Consider the following 21376-nt stretch of genomic DNA (forward strand, 5'->3'; position numbering starts at 1 on the left):
CACCCCAAGAAGCAGTCAAGAAGCGGTCAAGATCGGCGCGGCCTGACCTTCCAGGCCGGCCGTGGCATAGTCTCCGCAACCGATTCGCCGCCTGCGCGGCCCTCAAAGCACATCAAGATATATGTCCAAGCAGTTGAAGACAAAAAGCAAAGACGATTTGTTCGACGGCAATGAGCCGAAGGGGCGCGCTCCCGCAGCCAAGGCCGCGCCGCGCGCGAGCGGCGGGGAAGCCGATTACACGGCAGCCGACATCGAGGTGCTTGAGGGCCTGGAACCGGTGCGGCGCCGGCCCGGCATGTATATCGGCGGCACCGACGAAAAGGCGCTGCATCACCTATTCGCCGAAGTCATCGACAACTCGATGGACGAGGCGCTCGCGGGACACGCGACCTTCATCGGCGTCGAGCTCTCCGCGGACGGCTTCCTCACCGTCACCGACAACGGCCGCGGCATTCCTGTTGATCCGCACCCGAAGTTCCCGAAGAAGTCGGCACTCGAAGTCATCATGTGCACGCTGCATTCGGGCGGCAAGTTCGACAGCAAGGTCTACGAGACCTCGGGCGGTCTGCACGGCGTCGGCATCTCCGTCGTGAACGCCCTCTCCTCGCGGCTCGAGGTCGAGGTCGCGCGCAGCCAGAAGCTCTACCGCATGAGCTTCGAGCGCGGCCATCCCAAGGGCAAGCTCGAGGATCTCGGCAAGATCAGCAACCGCCGCGGCACGCGCGTGCGCTTCAAGCCCGATACCGACATCTTCGGCGCCAAGGCCGCGTTCAAGCCGCAACGTCTGTTCAAGATGACGCGCTCGAAGGCCTACCTGTTCGGCGGCGTCGAGATTCGCTGGAATTGCGCGCCCGAACTCCTCAAGGGCGTCGAGGACGTTCCGGCCGAGGCCACCTTCCACTTCCCCGGCGGCCTCAAGGATTATCTGGCGGCGGCGATCCACGCCGATACGCTGGTGCATCCCGACATCTTCTCCGGCAAGTCGGGGCGCAACGGCGCGCATGGCGCCTGCGAATGGGCGGTGGCCTGGACCGCGGATGCCGACGGCTTCCTGTCTTCATACACCAACACCGTGCCGACGCCCGACGGCGGCACCCATGAATCGGGCTTGCGCAGCGCCCTGCTGCGCGGCCTGAAGGATCACGCCGAGCGCGTCGGCCAGGGCAAGCGCGCCTCGTCCATCACGTCGGAAGACGTGATGGTGGGCGCCGCCGTGATGCTCTCGGTGTTCGTGCGCGAACCTGAGTTCCAGGGCCAGACCAAGGACCGCCTCGCCACGGCCGAAGCGCAGCGCATCGTCGAACAGGCGATGAAGGATCCGTTCGACCATTGGCTCTCGGGCAATCCGAACATGGCCAACCGTCTGCTCGACTTCGTGATCGACCGAGCCGAGGAGCGGCTGCGCCGCCGCCAGGAAAAGGAGACGGCGCGCAAGACGGCCGGCAAGAAGCTGCGCCTGCCCGGCAAACTCGCGGACTGCACCGACGCAGGCACCGAGGGCTCCGAACTCTTCATCGTCGAGGGTGACTCGGCCGGCGGCAGCGCCAAGCAGGCGCGCGATCGCAAAACCCAGGCGGTGCTGCCGTTGCGTGGAAAAATCCTCAACGTCGCTTCTGCCGGCAAGGACAAGCTGGCGGCGAACGCCCAGTTGTCCGATCTCGTGCAGGCGATCGGCTGCGGACAACTCCTGCAGTATCGCGAAGAGGATCTGCGCTATCAGCGCATCATCATCATGACCGACGCCGACGTCGACGGCGCCCACATCGCTTCGCTCCTGATCACCTTCTTCTACCGGCAGATGCCGAAGCTGATCGACGAGGGACATCTGTTCCTCGCCGTGCCGCCGCTCTACAAGCTGACCCACGGGCAGAAATCGGTCTACGCACGCGATGACAAGCACAAGGACGAGCTGATCAAGAGCGCTTTCAACGCCAACGCCAAGGTCGAGGTGAACCGCTTCAAGGGCCTCGGCGAGATGATGCCGGCGCAGCTCAAGGAAACCACCATGGATCCGAGCAAGCGGACGCTGCTCAAGGTGGTCCTGCTGCCCGATGATCGCGACACCACGGCGGATTCGGTCGAGCGCCTGATGGGCACCAAGGCCGAGGCGCGTTTTGCGTTCATCTCGGACAAGGCTGAATTTGCCAGCGAGGAACTGCTCGACGTCTGATGCGGCGATGGCCACCCAAAAGCCCCGGCCTTGCGCCGGGGCTTTTTCATTTTGGGGCAACCGTGCAGCGCTTCCCTCCAGTCCGCCTCGGCGATTCCTCTGGCGGCGGGCGACTCGGCCAACGACTCAGAGCGGACGGGCGCACGCCCGGGCTGCGTCAGGATTGCCTCGCGCTCGGGCAAAGGCGCATTCCGAACGAAGAAACCCATCTTGGACCACAGCCTGTGCAATCCATTAACATATTGAAATAGATTGATTTTTGTCGATATAGATGACGGCGTCATCGAACCTGACGAGCGGGCGTTTTCCGGCGACTGTGCCTGGCCTGCAACAGCATTTCGGCGAGAACCGTCTATAGTCCGAGCCATCAGAACACACGGACTTCAGTGCGCTCGCGCCTGCTTCGAACCAAGGTTGGGGATTTTATCATGAAGAAGATTGCTCTCGCACTGACCGCGATTGCGGCAATGACGGGTTCGGCGTCGGCGGCTGATCTTGCGGCTCGTCCCTACGTGAAGGCCCCGATGGCGGCTCCGGTCGCGAACTGGACCGGCTTCTACATCTTCGGCGGCGCCGGCGGCGGCCTCTCGAACTCCGACCAGAGCGTCGTCTCGACCACCACGGGCACGCCCCTGACCATCACCCAGCGCCAGGGTGGCTCGGGCTGGTTCGGCACCGTCGGCCTCGGCTACGACTGGCAGTTCAACAGCACCTGGGTCGCCGGCGTGTTCGCCGACGGTCAGTTCGGCAGCATCCGCGCCACCGTGCAGGATCCGCTCGCCCAGATCACCGGTAGCCAGAAGCTGGAAGACTCCTGGGCCGCGGGTGTCCGCCTCGGCTGGCTGGTCGCTCCGAACGTTCTGTCCTACGTCAACGGCGGTTACAGCGGCGCTCACTTCGGCAGCACCAACTTCACCAATCTGGCTGGCGTTTCCTCCGGCACGCACCTCAACGGCTACAACCGCAACGGCTGGTTCGTCGGTGGCGGTGTCGAGAACAGCCTGAACATCTTCGGCATCTCCTCGCCCGGCTGGTTCATGAAGACTGAGTATCGCTCGGCCTTCTACGATGCGAAGACTCAGGACGAGCTCTTCAACACCACCAACCTGCCGACCGGCGTGAACAGCATCCGCGCCAACAACTGGAACCAGACGATCTCCACCTCGCTGGTCTACCGCTTCAACTGGACCGGCCCGGTCGTCGCCAAGTACTGAGATCTGAAGTAGCAAGATTTAAAGTACTGAGCTGAATTCACCTTCAGACGTCAAAGCCCCGGCATCGTCCGGGGTTTTTTCGTTGCGCGGTGCCTTACCGGCCGTCAGCGACCATTGTATCCGAACCGACGCTGCGGCTAGTGTTGCGGGACGTTTTCGCGGGTCCGTGGCGATCGTTGATGCCATGGGTCGCGACAGAATCAGACCGATGGAGGAATGCATGCGCAGATTTCTGCTTGTCGCAGGCCTGCTTGCCGTCGCCCTCGGGCTGCTCTGGATCGGACAGGGCACGGGCACCGTCGCCTGGCCGCGATCGAGCTTCATGGTCAACCAGCTGCAATGGGCCGGTTATGGCGCTGCCATGGCAGGCTTCGGGCTGGTGCTGATCTGGCAAAGCAACCGATGAAAGAAACCAGGACGTGAAAGCATGACATCCAACCGGTTCGATCTCCGCGGCAAGGTCGCGATCGTCACAGGCGGCAATGGCGGCATCGGCCTCGGTCTCGCGCACGGGCTCGCTGATGCCGGCGCAGACATCGCCGTGGTCGGACGCAATGAAACCAAATCGGCCGCAGCGGTCGCCGATCTCAGGGGTCGCGGCGTCAAGGCCGTATCAGTCACCACCGACGTCACCGACAAGGCGGCGGTCGCGGCGATGATCGACCGCGTCTTGAACGATCTCGGCCGTATCGACATTCTGATCAACAACGCCGGCATGAGCATCCGCAAGCCGCCGCACGAGCTCGAACTCGACGAGTGGAACAAGGTGATCGACACCAACCTCACCAGCGCCTTCGTCTGCTCGAAGCTGGCCTATCCGGCGCTGAAGGCGTCAGGCAACGGCAAGGTCATCAACATCGGCTCGATGATGTCGATCTTCGGCGCGAGCTTCGCGACCGCCTATGCGGCGAGCAAAGGCGGCATCGTGCAGTACACGCGCGCCTGCGCCAATGCCTGGGCGCCTGACAACATCCAGGTCAATGCCATCCTGCCGGGCTGGATCGACACCGATCTCACGCGCGGCGCGCGCAAGCAGGTCTCGGGCCTGCACGAGCGCGTGCTGGCACGCACGCCCGCGGGCCGCTGGGGCGACATCGACGACTTCGCGGGCATCGCGGTCTTCCTCGCCTCCGCGGCGTCGAACTTCGTCACGGGCACCGCAATCCCGGTCGATGGCGGATTCTCGGTGATGGCATGAGGCGCCTGTGGTGCAAAAAGAAGCCCCGGCAATGCCGGGGCTTTGAATTCTTGGCAGTGACCTTTTTTGCTGATTGGTCGTTTGTGGCTCAGTACCGCGCGATCGCAGGCGCGTCGAACTTGTAGCTGGCGCGGACGACGGCCCACTGGATGTCACGCGGTTTGGCATCGAAGGTGTAGTTGCCCGAGGTGCCGCCGAGTTGATAGGTCTGGCCGCCGAAGGCCGCGTAATTGTACTCGAGGCCGACGATCCAGTTGCGGGTGATGCCGTATTCCCAACCGGCGCCCACCGTCCAGCCGTTGGCCCAGTGGGTCTGACCACCTGAACCCGTCGCCGGGCCGACCGTGTCGCTGACGTTAAGACGGTTGTTGACGCCGGCGTAGCCGCCCTTGAAGTAGAACAGGTTGTTCTGAACCGCGAAGCCAGCGCGGCCGACGACGGTGGCGAGCAGATTCGCACGCCACGTGAAGACGTCGTCACCGGCGCCAAACGCGGTGTTCACGACGGTGCCCCTGTTGTCGAGGCCGGAGATCGTGCCTTCCATGCCGAACACGTAGTTGTTGGCCTGCCAGTTGTAGCCGATCTGGGCGCCGCCCATGATGCCCGCGCTACGCTGACGGTAACCCTGCCCCGGCGTCAGATCGCCGAACGGGGCACCGACGCCGTTGTTGATGAACTGCTCGTTGGTCCAGGCGCCGCCGATGTGACCACCAACGTAGAAGCCGGTCCAGTTGAACAGCGGCTCGATATAGGCAGGCGCCTTGGTGTAGGGACGCGCGGCGAGATCGGCGGCGGAAGCTGCACCAGTCGAAACCAGAGCGGTCGTGCAGGCGAAGGCGGCAATCAACTTGTTACGCATGGTACACCCCGTGTCCTTTGATGGGCGCACGCTCACACGCAGTTCTTACTCGAATTTGAATCAAGACAGTTAAGGCACGGGATTGGCAGTTGGCGGCCCCTGAATCCGGATGCGCTGTTGCACACACGCCACGCCGAAGCTGCGATTTAACGCGGCGTTATCCCTACCAAACCGCTGCATCAGGGTGCCGGAACGGCTGTCGAATGCACGTGCTCCGGCCGCACGCCGATGGCGATGAAGCGCGCCGGAATACCCTGAAGCCATGGCAGCGCATTGATGAGGCGCAAGACAAGCGGCACCTTGAGCGGTTGATCGCCGCCCTTCAGCGCACCGCTGATGATGTTGTTCTGCACGATCACCTGCATCGCCTGCGTCATCTTCACCGGGAACTCGCGGCGCCGCCTGATCGCATCGAGCTCTTCGTCCGATGGACAGCCGCGCGTCAGCTTGCCCGCGAGCAGGTTGGCAGTCGCGACCGCATCCTGCACGGCAAGATTGACGCCGACGCCGCCGACCGGCGACATCGCATGCGCGGCGTCGCCGATGCAGAGCAAGCCGGGCCTGGTCCAGCGGCCCAGGCGATTGATCGCGACGGTGAGAAGCTTGACGTCGTCAAAGCTCTTCACCTCGCCAATCCCGCGCTTGAGGATCGGTGCCATGCGCACGACGTCGTCGAGCAGCGCCTGTAGTCCCCTCGCCCTCACCGCATCATATTGTCCCTTGGCGATGACATAGGCGCACTGCCAGTAATCGCCGCGATCGAAGGTCACCATCATCTTGCCTGGCTCGACACGCGCGAACAGATTTTCGGTCTCGTCGCCAGACCGGCCGGCCCGGAACCAGAGCACATCCATCGGCGCGCCGATCTCCTCGACGGCAAGGCCGGCTCGTTCGCGCACCGTCGAATGCCGCCCGTCGCAGGCAACGGTGAGATCGGCCTCGATGTCGACGATGCCGTCGCGCGTCCGGGCGCGCACGCCGGCAATGGCGTCGCCGCGGCGGATCAGGTCGACCGCCTCCGTGCTCATCAAAACCTTCAGCGAGGCGAAGCGCTTGCCCGCCTCGCGCAGGAAATTGAGAAAATCCCATTGCGGCATGAAGGCAATGAACGGGTACTTCGTATTCAGCCGGCTGAGATCGGCGATCCGCACCTTGGTGCCGCCGAACAGGCCGTCCATCTTCTGCAAGCGCTGATGCGGCAGCTTGAGGAATCCGTCGATCAGGCCTAGCTCGTCCATCACCTGAAGCGTCGACGGATGCACGGTGTCGCCGCGAAAATCGCGGAAAAAATCTGCGTGCTTCTCCAACACCACGACATCGATGCCGCCGCGTCCCAGGAGATAGCCGAGCATCATGCCGGCGGGACCGCCGCCGACGATGCAGCAGCGGACTTTCATCGGGCGTGATCCGGTCGGCTGTTGCGTCATATCAACGGTCATGACCATGGCCTCGGTGTGGTTCGGTTCACAACAACGATCATGACGCCGGCTCGGTGCCAAGGCGCCTGGTCACAAGATCCAAGAACTCGCCGGCAAGCGGCGAGATGTTCAGGGACCGATGGCGGATGACACCGACGGTCCGTGTAATTTCCGGGACCGAGATTGGAACTGCCCTGATATTGGAGCCGGGATCTGCCGGCAGCGCCATAGCCGGCAGGATGGCGCAGCCGACGCCAGCTTCCAGGAGTTCGACGATGCAGGAGACGTGCTCGACTTCGTAGAACCAGCGCAGTTTCAGGGCTGCATTCCCGAGCAATACCTCCAGCAAGAGCCTGTTGCCGCTGTCGCGTCCGCCAATCATGAGCCGCAGCTTCGGCATCGCTTGCAGCTCTTGCAGCGTGACCGATTGGCGCGCGGTCAACCGGTCGTCCTTGTGCACCGCCAGGACGAACCGGTCTGCCAGCAACGGTGCGAAAGTCAGATCGGGATCGGGCCCGGGGTCCACGCCGACCCCGAATTCGGCCAACCCGGACAGGACCTGGCGAACGACAAGGTCCTGGTTTCCGTCGAACACCTGGACACCCACGTTGGGATGCCGTTCGGTGAACGTCCTCAGCAAGGCTGGAAAAGCCTGGCAGACGACGGTCGGAATGCTGGCTACCCGAATCTTGCCGAAGCGCCTCTCGGCGACCTCGCGGATTGAATCGAGCATCCCGTTCAGATTGTTGATCTGCTGGCGCGCCATCGGGAGGAAGTGGCGTCCCGCCCCGGTGAGGGCCACCGACCTGGTGGTACGGCTGAACAGCTCGACCCCCAGCGTTTGCTCCAGCTTCTGGATCCGGCGCGACAGGCCCGGCTGGGTCAAATGAAGCTTTTCGGCTGCGCGCTGGAAATTCAGCAGCTCGGCCGCAATCACGAAGGCCTCGAGTTCAGCGTTCTCGACTTTCATGCGGAAGTCTCATCAGTCGCAAGCGAACCCGCATTGGACCTCGTTGTCGGCGGTTTCTACGATCCGCATCGCCGGACCGAAAGGAACAGGTAGCACCGATGTCCGTACAGCAGCAACTCGCCTCGCCAGTGCCGATCGCCATGACCACACCAACGCACGTGGTCGCGGCAGACGCGACCTACCGCAAGATCGTGCTGCACATCATGCCGCTCATCCTCGTCTGCTATTTCTTTGGCTACCTGGACCGGGTGAACGTCGGATTCGCCAAGCTCGGCATGGTCAGCGACTTGCACCTGAGCGAGGCCGCCTATGGCTTTGGCGCGGGCTTGTTCTTTGTCGGTTATCTCTTGCTCCAGGTACCCGCAGGCTATCTGGTTCAGCTCTACGGCCCGCGAAAGTGCATTGTGGCGTCGATGATCTCATGGGGGCTCGTCTCCATGGCAACTTTGGCGACCCGCGACGAGACCAGCTTCTACGTCTTTCGCTTCCTGCTCGGGATCACGGAGGCCGCCTTCTTTCCGGCTGTGATCGCCTGCTTCAGTTTGTGGTTTCCCTCGTTCAGGCTCAGCAAGGTGATGTCCTTACTGTTCCTCGCCCTGCCCCTCGGCGTGATCCTCGGCGGTCCGCTGTCCGGCTGGATCATGGACGTCACCCATGGCGGCTACGGCCTACGAGGCTGGCAGTGGATGTTCGTGCTCGAAGGCCTCCCCGCGATCCTGCTCGGGGTCGTCGCGAGCAAGGCGATCGTCGAACGGCCGGACGATGCTGCATGGCTGACATCCGACGAAAAGGCCCTGGTGCAGCGCGAACTCGCCCAGGAGTCCAGGGACAAGCAAACGAGCCTGTGGCCGGCGTTGCGAGAGCCGACGCTATGGATCTTGTTCGCAACCTCGTTTCTCTACAACCTCGGCAATTACGGCCTCGTGTTCTGGATGCCGAGCATGATCAAGTCGTTCGGCGGGCTGACGAACTTCCAGATCGGCATCGTGACCGCACTGCCTTACCTGATCGCGGCCTGCGCCATGCAGCTCAATTCGTTCCACTCCGTGAAGACTGGCGAGAGGCTCTGGCACACTGCAGCTCCCCTGATTGTCGGCGGCGCCGCCTTGGTGACGGGTGTCGCGACGCGCGACGTGCCGGCGCTCTCCTTCTTGTGCCTCACGGTCGGCATCTCCGGCATCCAGTGCACATTGGCCATGTTCTGGAGCCTGCCTTCCCGCGTGCTGGCGGGAACGGCAGCGGCCAGCGGGGCCGGACTGGTCAATATTGGTGCGGCCACCGCAGGTTTCGTCGGCCCGGCAGTCCTCGGCGTCCTGAGCCAGATGACGGGCAGCATGATGGCCGGCGTTTCGCTGCTGGCGATCGCGCTGTTCGCAGCCGCCGGTCTGATCCTTTTAATTCCGCGGCACCTGATGGCCCGGCACGTTGTGTCGGCTTAAGGGGGAACGATGGTCCACAAGGCTCCAATCCCTCTCGATCGCGGGAACGGTACGCACAAGCGGTTTCAGGTCGCGATCGCCGGCTTCCATATCGAGAGCGTGAGCTTCCTTCCTGTCGTCTCGACTTGGGACGATTTCGAGCAGGTGGCGCTGCGCGGGGATCGTATCGTCGAGGACCTCCGCGGCACAAATACCGTGATGGGCGGCTTCATCGAAATCTGCGAGCAGGCGAACGTGGAGTTGGCTCCGCTCGTCCATACGGCACTCGGCGCCGTGGGGCCCGCCACGGATGATGCCTTGAGACGCTATGCGAACGAGATGGCCTCCGGCGTCAGAGCCCTGCCCGATCTGGATGGCGTGCTACTCTTCTTGCACGGCGCGTGCTGGACGGTGTCCTATCCGGACCCCGAGCGCTTCATCATCGACACGGTGCGTGTTGCCCTGGGGCCCGATAAACCCTTGATCGTCGCCTTGGATTATCACGGCAACATCGACGCAGACACGCTGCAAAACGCGACTGCCGCGTTCGCCTATCGAAAGTCGCCACATACGGACACAGGCGATACCGGACGGCGCGCCGCCATCTGCATGCTCCGCACGCTGCGTGGCGAGATTTCGCCCGCATGGGCGATCGCCAAGCCAGGCGTGCTCGTCCCGTCGATCTTCAGTGCGACCGCCTTGCTTCCCCTGGCAGATCTCATCGAGGAAGGGCACAAAATCGAACGCGACAGCGAGCGCTATGTCGACATTTCGCTGATGGCCGGCTTTTCCTATGCCGACGCGCACAATGCCGGCTTTTCGGTGCTGTGCGTCACGGATGGCGATCTCGCCGGAGCTCAGACGATCGCAGACCATCTCTCAGGGCAGGTCTGGAACCATCGGCACGCGCTCTACAGGCCCTTCGAAGTCCATACCGCGGAGGCGGCAGTTTCCCGGGCGTGCGCAGGCCTCGCGGTACGCGAGACCACGGGGCGCCCCTACGTCCTGGTCGAGCACGCTGACCGCATGAACGACTCCACCTACCTGCTCGCCGAGCTGCTCAAACGCCGTGTCCCACGGGCCGCGGTGCCGTTTCTCTGGGACGCGGCCGCCGCGCAAAAAGCGTTCGCAGCAGGGATCGGTGCGTTGGTGAAGCTCAAGCTCGGCGGCCATAGCTCCGAGAAGGCGGGGCCGACGCTGGACGTCACCGCACGCGTGCTGTGGGCAGGCCCGAAATCCTATCGCGTGACCGGCTCTTACATGCATGGCATGCCTGTCGACTTGGGCATGTCGGCACTGCTTGACGTCGATGGATTGTCGGTGAGCGTTGTCAGCGCCTTTGCATTCGCGGTGGATGGTGACGCCTTCGGCGTGTTCGGACTTCGTCCGGAAGACTTCGACATCATCGTGCTCCGTTCAAAGACCCATTTCCGGGCCTTCTACGAGGGAGTGGCCGCGGAGATCCTGATCGTCGATACGCCGGACCATGGAGTCGCCGATCTCAGGCTTTTGCCCTACAAGCGGCTGGATACGCACCGCGTATTTCCGTTTGCTCCGGAAATCGCGCATTGATGTCATCCGAACAGATGGCGCGGGACGCTGCGCCCGCACGAGGAAACGGACAAGAGATGACTGGCAAGGCGAACGTAAGCCTGATCCAGTTTGACGGGAAGGTGCTCGAGCCCGACCTCAATCGATGACGTCGCCCGCTATCGAAGCCATGTCGGGCTTGTACCGACAGGCGCGCGGACATCTACACGCAATACCGCACGATGTCCGCCTGAGAAGCGCGCATGCCTCGGCGGTTCAAACCGCTCAATTGTTGCTGCGGTTCGCGGTCCGGAAGCTCTTGACCTCCGAGACGCTGCCGTCGCGGTACGTCAATTCGACGGACATGAACTGCGTCGCCGGCGGCAGCTTCTCATAGAGCAGCATGCCGGCCGTGATCGCAGAGGGATCGCGGAGATCGCAGGGCGGCAGCTTCAGCACCTTATCCGGCACCGCCGTGTCGATGCCGATGCGCACCTCGCGGATTGCACAGCGGTACGACACCAAATGAGAGTAGTAGACCAGCAGCCCGTTGAACTGGCGGAACGACAGCCAACTGGTGGCGGTCATGTCGAGGATCTTGCGCTGGTCGCGGATCAGCGCCGCTTCCGGATCGAACTTGATCGGGAACGGACCCTGCATGTCGCCGGAGGCATCGACGTAACGAACCTCGATGGTGCCGGCCGGCGCATCCGCAGGCAGCTCGATCGACGGATTTGGCATCCGCTTGCGGGTGCGCGGATCGAGCGTGTCCATGAAGCCGGTCTCGCGGAAATCACCATTGCCGGCCATGCGCCAGGACACGCCGAGCGTGGGGTCGGCAAACGAGAACGTCACGCTCCAGCCGCCATTGTGGCGCGAGAAGCTCGCGATCGGCGCGTTGGTGGTCTCCTCCTTCGGCACGCGCGGCGCCGACACCGGCGGCAGCGCCGCGACCTTTTGCGGCGGCGGATCGGCCGGCCGTATCACTCCCGCCGCCGCATCCTTCGCGGCACCGCTGAGGAAGACGTCGTCGACCATCTGGTCGAAATAAACCGGCACCTGCTTGTGCTTGACGGTGTCGGCCATCTCGCTGACCAGACGGCGCGTATGCTGCGCGACCTGCACCAGGTACTCGCCGGGCTGCAGCAGCTCCCTGGCGAAGGTGCGGGTGAACACCGAATTCGGATTGGCATCGTCGTTGGAGAGACGATCGAGCGCGGTTTGCCGCGGCCCGGCCGAGAACACCGAGAACACGCCCTCAGGAAGCTGTGTCATCGGCGCAAGCCCGCCACCGCCGGCGACCGCACGCGTGCCTGATCGTTCGAACGGATTGTTGCGGCAGGCGTCGAACACGAGGATCGAGGTGCGCGCCTTCTTGTTCTGGAGACGCTCGACGACGCGATCGGCGAGAATGGAGGCGTCGCGCACCAGCTCTTCCTGGCCTTCGGTTGCCGCCGGGACATCGGTCGGCAGCAGATAATTCTGACCCGCGATCTCGAATCCGTGGCCTGCATAGAAGAAGAAGGCGGTGTCGCCGGGCTCGATCGCGCGGTCGAACGCCAGCAGCGTCTCGGCGAACTGCTGACGGTTCTGGTTCTCGGCGACCATTACCTGGAAGCCGAGCTGCTTCAGCGTGTCGCCCATGGTGCGGGCATCGTTGACGGCTTTCTGGAGCTTTGGAACGTTTTTGTAGTCGTTGTTGCCGACGACGAGCGCGACGCGCTTTTCGGCGTGGGCGGCGTCAACGAAAGTGCCGAGGCTCGCCACAACGGCAATCGCTGCCAAAATTCTGAAAACCCGACGCGTCATCTCGATGTTCCCCCTTGAGAGCGGCTCCCCGTCGGCTGCGATCCGGAAGCCCGCCCCCGTCGATGTGATAGTCGGCTCAGCCACAACGGCGGTTCAACCGGCCCGTCCCAGCAGCTGCGCCATCTGGCCTATGGCAGATTCCGCCGGAATCTGCTTTTTCTTGGAGGGAATTTCGTTCGAGACGAGGGCTGCCGTGTATCGCTGGTGCACCGACGAGGTCGAGCCGCAGGACCGTTTCGACTATTGGCGCGAGGTCCGGGCGAAGGGCTTGTTCGGCGTCACCGCGGAACTCGAGCGTGAACGGCGGGGCGACTTCTACGGTGAATTCTCGCTGGGCCAGGTCGGCAATGGCGCCCTGGTCGAGCTGAAGGCCTCGGCCTATGCGGTCGAACGGAGCCAGGCCGACATCGGCCACGCACCGGGTGACAGCATCTGCGTCTACCAGCAGCTCGGCGGTGGTGGCTGGTTCGGCGGCATGCGCTCCAGCGATTTCGCCATTGCCAATGGCAGCTTCGCCACCAGCCATACGGACCTCACCTACCGCACCAAACCACTGGGCCATGCCGGCTTTCACCTGCGGATCCTGAAGATCCCGGTCAGCGGGCTTGCAACCCAGGACAAGCGCATGCGCGAGCTTGCGCCGAAACCGTTCAACGATCCCGCTCTGGCTTCCCTGCTCGATGCCTGCTTTGCCGATCTCCGCGAGGCTGCTGCCAATGAGGGATCGTCCGACGCGATCCCGCTGGTAGAGGCGCTGGGACATCTCGCGCTGATCGAGCGCGGCATCGTCAGGCCGGGCAGCCGGCGCGGACAGGCCGCGCTCCGGACCGCCCGCCTGTCGCTGGCCCGGCGCCTGATCGCGCATAATTTGCAGGACCCCGATCTGGCGCCGGCCCGGGTGGCCGACCTGCTCGGCGTCTCCGTCCGGCACCTGCACATGCTGTTCGAGGTCGCGGAGCGCAGCTTCTCCCAGACCGTGACCGAAGAGCGGTTGAAGCAAAGCCGACGGCTGATGCGCGAAGCGCCGGAGCGGCTGATTGCCGACATCGCCAAGGCCTGCGGTTTTGAGAGCCTGGCGACCTATTACCGGGTCTTCAATGCCGCCTACGGCATGGCGCCCGGTGATTTCCGGGCCCAGGCTGCAGGGTCATGCTAACCACCGGGCCGGCCGGCGCGGCGAAAAGCCGAGTTTCAGCCGGTATTTGTCCAAAAACCTTAAGGTTTTAAGGACCTTCCCGCGCCTGCTCCATTGACTTTGGCCGATTCCACCCTATGTTCCGGGTCGACGCGGCTCAGATCGAAAAGCGATTCCTGAGCCTGGCGCTTTGTTCGCGTGAGTCAGCACCCCCAGCTTCTTTGAGAGCGCGCCGTTTCGGGGTGGAACGCGACAGCCTTTTTACTCTCGATTCCGAACGGCGGTTTCGACCAGAGGCTCAATGTCCTTTTCCAATCTCGGACTGTCCGAAAAAGTCCTCGCCGCAGTGGCGGCCACCGGTTACACCACCCCCACTCCCATTCAGGAACAGGCGATCCCCCACGTCCTTGCACGCAAGGATGTACTCGGCATCGCCCAGACCGGCACCGGCAAGACCGCGGCCTTCGTGCTGCCGATGCTCACCATTCTAGAAAAGGGTCGCGCCCGCGCACGCATGCCGCGCACGCTGATCCTCGAGCCGACCCGCGAGCTCGCGGCTCAGGTGAAGGAAAACTTCGACCGTTACGGGGCCGGCCAGAAACTCAACGTCGCGCTGCTGATCGGCGGCGTCTCCTTCGGTGACCAGGATGCCAAGCTGACCCGCGGTGTCGACGTGCTGATCGCCACCCCCGGCCGCCTGCTCGACCATACCGAGCGCGGCGGCCTGCTGCTCACGGGCGTCGAGCTGCTCGTGATCGACGAAGCCGACCGCATGCTCGACATGGGCTTCATTCCCGACATCGAGCGCATCTGCAAGCTCGTTCCCTTCACGCGGCAGACCCTTTTCTTCACCGCGACGATGCCGCCGGAAATCCGGCGCATCACGGAGGCCTTCCTGCACAATCCGCAGAAGGTCGAGGTCTCCAAGCCCGCCACCACCGCCGTCACCGTCACGCAGTCCCAGGTTCCCGCCGGGCGCGAGGCCCACGAGAAGCGCGAGCTTCTCCGCAGGTTGCTGCGCGAGGCCAAGGATCTCAAGAACGCGATTATCTTCTGCAATCGCAAGCGCGAAGTCGCGATCGTTCACAAATCACTGCAGAAACACGGCTTCAGCGTCGGCGCACTGCACGGCGACATGGACCAGCCGGCCCGCATGGCGGCGCTCGAACAGTTCCGCAAGGGCGAGCTCCCGTTGCTGGTCGCCTCCGACGTTGCCGCCCGCGGCCTCGACATTCCCGAGGTCAGCCACGTCTTCAATTTCGACGTCCCGCACCATCCCGACGACTACGTCCATCGTGTTGGCCGCACCGGCCGCGCAGGCCGCACCGGCACCGCGATCTCGATCGTCACGCCGCTCGACCAGAAGTCGATGGTCGCGATCGAAAAGCTGATCGGCCAGAGCATTCCCCGCGCCGAGGGCGATTTCGAAGTGCCTGCGGAGTCGGCGGAGCGGAGCGACCGTCCGCGCGAAGCGCGCAGTCGCGATCGTGAACGTTCCCGCGGCGGACGCGGCAAGCCGCAGCGCGGCCGCGACCGTGAACGCAGCCACGAGCCGCGACACGCCTCGGAGGCAATGCCGTCGTCGGAAGGAACAAGGTCCTCTGCGGAAGCACGGCCCGCGCGCGAGGCAAGACCTCCGCGCGAAGCAAGGCAGTCATCCGAGCCGCGCGGAGGATCACGCCAGCAGGCCAACAATTCGCACGTGCCCTCGATCGGCCGCCCCGAACCACGCCGCCAACGCGAGGTCGACACCGAGCCCGGCGATCACTCGCATCTCCCGGCGTTTCTGCTTCGACCGGTGCGCTCCCCCGCCGGGGCCTGAAACCACGATACACGCCTGGGTTGACCTCGGTCGTTTACCGACCATTCACGATCGTCCGCTAACCTACAAGCATAATTTAAGCATTGCTGCGGCCGGTGGCGCTCGGATCGCTGTGTGGGGTATGTTCGGTGGTCAAGGTGCTCGATGAACACGAACGCTCGATGGCGTTCGCCGAGGTGGCGCTCGGTCAGATCCGCTCGCTGAAGCAGACCGCGATACCCCGCAATTACGAGATCTGGTACGTCTACGCGACCGGCCACAACGCACCGCTCAACAAGATCATCAACGAGACGCTGGCACGCAACGGCAAACTGTCCGAAGCCGATCTCGAGCAGATCTACGACACCTATCTCTCCCACATCAAAACGACGGACCGTATCGACAAGGTCGGTGCGCGCGTCATCGCCGAGATCGACGATGTGACGAGGGGGCTGAGCGAGGCGCTCGGCATGGCCGCCGCCTACGACGCCAGCCTCTCGGACGCGACGAAAAAACTGTCCTCGTCCAGCAAGCCCGAGCAGATCAAGATGATCGTCGAAGCGCTGCTGCGCTCGACCAGCGAGATGCGCGAGACCAACAAGGCGCTGGAAGACCGGCTGACGCTGTCGAAGAGCGAGATCAGCAATCTCCAGCAGAGCTTGGAAGCGATCCGCGCCGAGAGCCTGACCGACCCGCTGACCGGGCTCGGCAACCGCAAATATTTCGACCGCATGATCGGCATGGCGGTGCAGAGCGCGCTTGCGAGCGGCGAGCCGCTGTCGCTGCTGCTGTTCGACATCGACCATTTCAAGTCGTTCAACGATTCCTACGGTCATCTCACGGGCGACCAGGTGCTCCGGCTCGTCGGCCTGTCGCTGAAGCAGACAATCAAGGGCCAGGACATCACCGCGCGCTATGGCGGCGAGGAATTCGCGGTCGTGCTGCCCAACACCGCGCTGCGCCAGGCCCTCACCGTCGCCGACCATATCCGCCGCGCCGTGATGGCGAAGGAATTGAAGAAGAAATCGACCGGCGAGATCCTCGGCCGCGTCACCATCTCCGTCGGCGTCTCCATGCTGAAGCAGGGTGACGACACCGAAACGTTGATCGATCGTGCGGACTCCTGTCTCTACGCGGCCAAGCGCAACGGCCGTAACCGTGTGATCTGCGAAGTCGACCCGGAATACGCGATCGAGACGCACAACCGGGTGGCGTGACACGGGCCGCGAGATCCGGCGCCGCTTGACATTCCAACCTGACGAACGACATCTTCCTCGCCAGATCGCATGAGGATTTCTCGTCGTGCCCAATCCGCATGATTTTCACGCGCCACAACCGTCCTACACCAAGGACGAGCTGCTGAGATCGAGCGAAGGCGGTTATTTCGGCCCGGGCAATGCGCAATTGCCGGCACCGCCGATGCTGATGATGGACCGCATTACCGAGATCAGCCTGGATGGCGGCGAATACGGCAAGGGCCATATCGCGGGCGAGCTCGACATTGTGCCGGGCCACTGGTTCTTCGATTGCCACTATCGCGGTGATGCAATGATGCCGGGAAGTCTGGGCTTGGATGCGATGTGGCAGATGGTCGGATACTGGCTCGGCTGGTCCGGCTCACCAGGCAAAGGCCGCGCCATCGGCGTCGGCGAGGTCGAGGTCACAGGCGCCATCACACCACAGACCCGGTCCGTGCGCTACGAGGTCGCGATGCGATTGGTCCGCCGCGGCAAGCTCGTGCTCGGAATTGCCGACGGGCGTGTCCTTGCCGACGGCACCTGCGTCTTCGTGGCCAAGGACATGCGGGTTGGCCTGACCAAGGCCATGGAGTGATCCTCAAGCCTTGCGCTTGGCGCCCTTTCGCGCCGGCGCCCTTCTGGTCGCCATGTCCGGCGCTTTCGCGGGCTTGGTGACTTTCTTCGCCGGCTTGCTCACGGCCTTCTTCGCTGCTCGCTTCGCCTTCGGCCGCTTCTTCACCTTGGCGCGCTGCGCTGCGGCCAGCGCCGCCCTCGCCCATCGCGCCAGCTCCTCGGAATCGTCGAACAGCCGCGCCGGCAGCTCCCAGTAGGAATTCACCAGCACGGTTTTGGCGCGGGTCGAATATTGGAACGGCTGAGAGCCTTCAGCTTCGAAGTCCGGAATGGTCGTTTCGTCTGCGCGGAAGAACAGGCCGGCGCGCAAGGCGAGCGCAAAGTTGATGCCATCGGCCGAAATGCCGTAGCCGGAGAACATCTTTCGGATGGCGACCGGGCCGAAATCGGCAAACAGGTCGATCAGGAATTCGCGGTCCATGGCCGAACTCGCTCCCAGCGTCGTCCTGGCGAACGCCAGGACCCGTTACCACAGGGAGGAGTTTAGCGAAGACTGTTGGTACTGGCACCGCCCATCACCGAGAGATCACGCGGAATGGGTCCTGGCGTTCGCCAGGACGACAGCGTGGGCTTCGTGAAAGCCGGGCTTACCCGTCGATCTTGGCCGGGCGCAGCTCGACCGACTCGCCGCAGCCGCAGGCGGAGATCTGGTTGGGATTGTTGAAGACGAACTGGGCCTGCATCTTGTCGGCCTTGTAGTCCATCTCGGTGCCGAGCAGGAACAGCACGGCCTTGGGGTCGACCAGGATCTTGACGCCCTTGTCTTCGACCACCTCGTCGGTCGGACGGATCTCGTGGGCGTATTCGACCGTGTAGGACTGGCCGGCGCAGCCGCCGTTCTTCACGCCGACGCGCAGGCCGACGATCTCGGAATCGGCGCGCTGGGTCAGCTCGCTGATGCGTTGCGCTGCGGCATCCGTCAATCGCATCACCTGCGGGCGCGGACGCCGCGGCTTCGGAGTGGATGCTGGTGTCGAGCCGGACGATATCTGTGTCATGTCAGTGATGTGGTCCGTTGCGGAACGAATTCAATATCGAGTTTACGCGTCACCACATGTTGAGGACGAGGCGCGCCTCGTCGCTCATGCGTTCCGGTGTCCAGGCCGGCTCCCAGACCACCTTGACGTCGACCACGCCGACGCCGGGGACGCTGGCGACGGCGTTCTCGACCATGGTCGGCAGCTCGCCGGCGGCCGGACAATTCGGCGTCGTCAGCGTCATCTGGACGTCCACGGAACGGTCATCCTTGATCTCGACCTTGTAGATCAGGCCGAGCTCGTAGATGTCGGCCGGGATTTCCGGATCGAACACGGTCTTGAGGCCGGCGATGATCTCGCGCGTCAGCCGTTCGGTCTCGTCCGGCGGCAGCGCCGAATGGGTCTCCATCGGATTGGCTTTGATTTCGGCCGTGTCACTCATGCGAACAAATCCCGCGCCTTGAGCAGCGCCTGTGCCAGATGATCGACTTCTTCCCGCGTATTGTACATGCCGAACGAGGCTCGGCAGGTGGCCGTCACGTTGAACCGCTCTAAAAGCGGCATCACGCAATGGGTGCCGGCGCGCACGGCGATGCCCTGGCGGTCGATCACGGTAGCGACGTCGTGAGCATGCGCGCCCTTCAGCTCGAAGGAGATCACCGGGCCCTTGCCCCGGGCCGTGCCGATCAGCCGCAGCGAGTTGATCTCGCGCAAGCGCTCCTGGGCGTAGGCGGTGAGATCGGCCTCGTGTGCAGCGATGCGCTCCTTGCCGATCGAATTGACGTAGTCGATGGCAGCCCCGAGGCCCACGGCCTCGACGATCGCGGGCGTGCCGGCCTCGAACTTGTGCGGGGGATCGCCATAGGTGACGATCTCGCGCGAGACCTCGCGAATCATCTCGCCGCCGCCGTTGAAGGGGCGCATCGCCACGAGGTGATCGTACTTGGCCCAGAGCACGCCGATGCCGGTCGGACCGTAGACCTTGTGGCCGGTGAAGACGTAGAAGTCGCAGCCGATGTCCTGGACGTCGACAGGCAGATGCACGGCGCCCTGGCTGCCGTCGACCAGCACGGGGATGCCGCGGGCGTGTGCGATCTTCACGACGTCCTTGACCGGAACGATGGTGCCGAGCGCATTCGACATCTGCGTGATCGCGACCAGCTTGGTCTTCGATGTCAGCAGCTTCTCGAACTCGTCGATGAGGAAATTGCCCTCGTCGTCAACAGGCGCCCATTTGATCACGGCACCCTGCCGCTCCCGAAGAAAATGCCAGGGAACGATGTTGGAGTGGTGCTCCATGATCGAGAGGACGATCTCGTCGCCCTCCTTGATGTTCGGGCCGCCCCATGAGGAGGCAACCAGATTGATCGCTTCCGTCGCGTTGCGGGTGAAGATCACTTCCTCAGGTCGGGGCGCATTGATGAACTGCGCCGCCTTGGTGCGGCCGCCCTCATAGGCCTCGGTCGCAGCGTTCGCGAGATAATGCAGGCCACGATGCACGTTGGCGTATTCGCTAGTGTAGGCCTGCGTCATGCGCTCGAGCACGGCGCTCGGCTTCTGCGCCGAAGCCGCGTTGTCGAGATAGACCAGATTCTTGCCGTAGACCTGCAGGCTAAGCGCCGGAAAGTCCCGGCGCACGCGCCCGACGTCGTAGGCGCCGTTCTTGACTGCGGGATGCGTGCTCATGACCGCCGCTCCAGCCAGCGCTCGGCAATGCCGATCACATGCTCGCGCAGTCCGTCGTCGGCGATCTGCTCGATCGCTTCGCCGACAAACGCCTGAATCAGCAGCGCCTGGGCTTGCTTCTCGGGCAGGCCTCTGGCCTTGAGATAGAACAGCAGGCTGTCATCGAGCGCGCCGGCGGTGGCGCCGTGACCGCAGGAGACGTCGTCGGCGAAGATCTCGAGCTCCGGCTTGTTGTCGGCCTCGGCTTCGTCCGAGAGCAGCAGCGCCCGCGTCATCATCTTGCCGTCGGTCTTCTGCGCGTCGGGGCGAACGATGATGCGGCCCTGGAACACCGAATGGGCGCGGTCGTCGATCACGGCACGGAACACTTCGCGGCTGACGCAGTTCGGCACCGCATGGTCGACCACCAGGGTGGTGTCGCCATGCTCGGTCTTCTGCAACAGGTTGACGCCGTTGGCGGAGAGCTCGCTGCCCTCGCCTGCCAGAGTGACGAAACCCTGCAAGCGGCTGACCGCCGCGCCTGTGGTCATGTTGAAGAAATTCAGCTTCACATTGGCGCCGACGGTGACGAAGTGGGACGAGACGTTCACCGCGTCAGGCGCATCGTCCATCAGGCGGATATGCGCGACGTCGGCGTCGTCGCCGATCCAGAGGATGACAGCGTCACTGACCTGGTAGGCGATCGCCTTCCCAGCCGCGACGAAGCTTTCGATGATGGTGGCACGAACGCCCTTGCCGATGCGCAGGTGCGAGCGGGTGAACGCGGATGCGGACGCTGCCGTTGCGACGTGAATGATCTGGATCGGCGCGGACGATTGCGCGCCATCTAAGATCGACACAACGACGCCATCGGTCGCCATCGCCGCATTCAGCGAGATCACGGCATCGCTCGATGTGGTCTGGAGCAGATCGCCCGCGGCAGGATTGGCCTCGTTCTCCAGCACCTCACGCAGAGTCTTGACGCTCATCTCGGAGGCAAGCACCGCGACATCGGAAAGGTCGGGTACGAACACGCCGTCGACCAGCACCAGCTTGCGGGCGCCCGCGATCGCATTCGCCCTCACCGCCTCCGCAGCGCGCTTCAATGCAGCGGCATCGGGGCTGGCCGCGAGCGGCAGCACCTCGCCGACCAGGGCACGGAGATCGGTGTACTTCCATTCCTCGATACGGCGGTGCGGGAGGCCGAGACGCTCGTATCTCTCGAACGCCTCGCGGCGCACTGCTGCCACATCGGGCGAACCCGGCAGGCGGCCTCCGGCGCTGGCGAACAGATCGCTCACCGCGCGGCCGCTTCCGGTCTTTGCCACAGCAACGTTCATC

Annotated in this window: 19 protein-coding genes; 10 read left to right on the forward strand and 9 right to left on the reverse strand. The window is 63.8% G+C overall.

Annotated features, from left to right (window positions below; genetic code table 11):
* The first annotated feature begins 121 nt into the window (after positions 1–121).
* From parE to ACVWZ4_RS30655, 4 genes are all read left to right on the forward strand, one after another.
* On the forward strand, positions 122–2170 hold the full coding sequence (gene parE, locus ACVWZ4_RS30640; RefSeq protein ID WP_456790428.1) for a DNA topoisomerase IV subunit B: 2049 nt from the start codon (positions 122–124) through the stop codon (positions 2168–2170).
* Positions 2171–2598: 428 nt separating this feature from the next.
* Positions 2599–3384, forward strand: a complete 786-nt coding sequence (locus ACVWZ4_RS30645) for an outer membrane protein (RefSeq protein WP_456703425.1) — start codon at positions 2599–2601, stop codon at positions 3382–3384.
* A 220-nt stretch (positions 3385–3604) separates the two neighbouring features.
* Complete coding sequence (locus tag ACVWZ4_RS30650) at positions 3605–3790, forward strand: hypothetical protein (protein ID WP_456703424.1); 186 nt, start codon at positions 3605–3607, stop codon at positions 3788–3790.
* Between the two features lie 21 nt (positions 3791–3811).
* Positions 3812–4582 carry an SDR family NAD(P)-dependent oxidoreductase gene (locus ACVWZ4_RS30655; protein WP_456703423.1) on the forward strand — a complete coding sequence of 257 codons (771 nt, stop codon included), beginning with the start codon at positions 3812–3814 and terminating at the stop codon, positions 4580–4582.
* Between the two features lie 88 nt (positions 4583–4670).
* Here ACVWZ4_RS30655 and ACVWZ4_RS30660 read toward each other — a convergent pair whose 3' ends face one another.
* The 3 genes from ACVWZ4_RS30660 to ACVWZ4_RS30670 form a co-directional block, all read right to left on the reverse strand.
* The gene (locus tag ACVWZ4_RS30660; RefSeq protein ID WP_456703422.1) at positions 4671–5441 is read right to left on the reverse strand and encodes an outer membrane protein; all 771 of its coding nucleotides are present in this window, start codon (positions 5439–5441) and stop codon (positions 4671–4673) included.
* A gap of 179 nt (positions 5442–5620) precedes the next feature.
* Positions 5621–6880, reverse strand: a complete 1260-nt coding sequence (locus ACVWZ4_RS30665; RefSeq protein WP_456703421.1) for an FAD-dependent oxidoreductase — start codon at positions 6878–6880, stop codon at positions 5621–5623.
* Positions 6881–6917: 37 nt separating this feature from the next.
* Positions 6918–7829: a LysR family transcriptional regulator gene (locus ACVWZ4_RS30670; RefSeq protein WP_456703420.1), complete on the reverse strand. Its 912-nt coding sequence runs from the start codon at positions 7827–7829 to the stop codon at positions 6918–6920.
* Positions 7830–7927: 98 nt separating this feature from the next.
* Here ACVWZ4_RS30670 and ACVWZ4_RS30675 point away from each other — a divergent pair, with 98 nt between their 5' ends.
* Both ACVWZ4_RS30675 and ACVWZ4_RS30680 read left to right on the forward strand, forming a co-directional pair.
* A complete protein-coding gene (locus ACVWZ4_RS30675) occupies positions 7928–9268 on the forward strand; it encodes an MFS transporter (RefSeq protein ID WP_456741792.1) in 1341 nt (446 codons plus the stop codon).
* A 9-nt stretch (positions 9269–9277) separates the two neighbouring features.
* Positions 9278–10819 carry a M81 family metallopeptidase gene (locus tag ACVWZ4_RS30680; RefSeq protein ID WP_456741793.1) on the forward strand — a complete coding sequence of 514 codons (1542 nt, stop codon included), beginning with the start codon at positions 9278–9280 and terminating at the stop codon, positions 10817–10819.
* Positions 10820–11062: 243 nt separating this feature from the next.
* Here the strand turns inward: ACVWZ4_RS30680 and ACVWZ4_RS30685 are convergent, their stop codons facing one another.
* Positions 11063–12586 carry a caspase family protein gene (locus ACVWZ4_RS30685; RefSeq protein WP_456763638.1) on the reverse strand — a complete coding sequence of 508 codons (1524 nt, stop codon included), beginning with the start codon at positions 12584–12586 and terminating at the stop codon, positions 11063–11065.
* A gap of 193 nt (positions 12587–12779) precedes the next feature.
* Here ACVWZ4_RS30685 and ACVWZ4_RS30690 point away from each other — a divergent pair, with 193 nt between their 5' ends.
* The 4 genes from ACVWZ4_RS30690 (at position 12780) to fabA (ending at position 17355) form a co-directional block, all read left to right on the forward strand.
* Complete coding sequence (locus ACVWZ4_RS30690) at positions 12780–13742, forward strand: helix-turn-helix transcriptional regulator (protein ID WP_456741794.1); 963 nt, start codon at positions 12780–12782, stop codon at positions 13740–13742.
* A gap of 280 nt (positions 13743–14022) precedes the next feature.
* On the forward strand, positions 14023–15543 hold the full coding sequence (locus ACVWZ4_RS30695) for a DEAD/DEAH box helicase (protein WP_456703415.1): 1521 nt from the start codon (positions 14023–14025) through the stop codon (positions 15541–15543).
* Between the two features lie 128 nt (positions 15544–15671).
* Complete coding sequence (locus tag ACVWZ4_RS30700; protein ID WP_456735028.1) at positions 15672–16739, forward strand: GGDEF domain-containing protein; 1068 nt, start codon at positions 15672–15674, stop codon at positions 16737–16739.
* A gap of 85 nt (positions 16740–16824) precedes the next feature.
* On the forward strand, positions 16825–17355 hold the full coding sequence (gene fabA / locus ACVWZ4_RS30705; RefSeq protein ID WP_456741795.1) for a bifunctional 3-hydroxydecanoyl-ACP dehydratase/trans-2-decenoyl-ACP isomerase: 531 nt from the start codon (positions 16825–16827) through the stop codon (positions 17353–17355).
* A 3-nt stretch (positions 17356–17358) separates the two neighbouring features.
* Here the strand turns inward: fabA and ACVWZ4_RS30710 are convergent, their stop codons facing one another.
* The 5 genes from ACVWZ4_RS30710 to sufD form a co-directional block, all read right to left on the reverse strand.
* Positions 17359–17814, reverse strand: coding sequence for a TfoX/Sxy family protein (locus ACVWZ4_RS30710; RefSeq protein ID WP_456735026.1), 456 nt, complete (start codon positions 17812–17814; stop codon positions 17359–17361).
* Between the two features lie 166 nt (positions 17815–17980).
* Positions 17981–18391 (reverse strand): HesB/IscA family protein, encoded by a 411-nt coding sequence (locus ACVWZ4_RS30715; protein WP_291628968.1) that lies wholly within the window; start codon positions 18389–18391, stop codon positions 17981–17983.
* 49 nt (positions 18392–18440) lie between these two features.
* Complete coding sequence (locus ACVWZ4_RS30720) at positions 18441–18812, reverse strand: SUF system Fe-S cluster assembly protein (protein ID WP_456703411.1); 372 nt, start codon at positions 18810–18812, stop codon at positions 18441–18443.
* Complete coding sequence (locus ACVWZ4_RS30725; RefSeq protein WP_456703410.1) at positions 18809–20056, reverse strand: cysteine desulfurase; 1248 nt, start codon at positions 20054–20056, stop codon at positions 18809–18811. The genes ACVWZ4_RS30720 and ACVWZ4_RS30725 overlap by 4 nt, the downstream gene beginning before the upstream one ends.
* Complete coding sequence (sufD, locus tag ACVWZ4_RS30730; protein ID WP_456703409.1) at positions 20053–21375, reverse strand: Fe-S cluster assembly protein SufD; 1323 nt, start codon at positions 21373–21375, stop codon at positions 20053–20055. The genes ACVWZ4_RS30725 and sufD overlap by 4 nt, the downstream gene beginning before the upstream one ends.
* Between the last annotated feature and the right edge of the window lies 1 nt (position 21376).

The organism is Bradyrhizobium sp. USDA 4472, assembly GCF_054058595.1.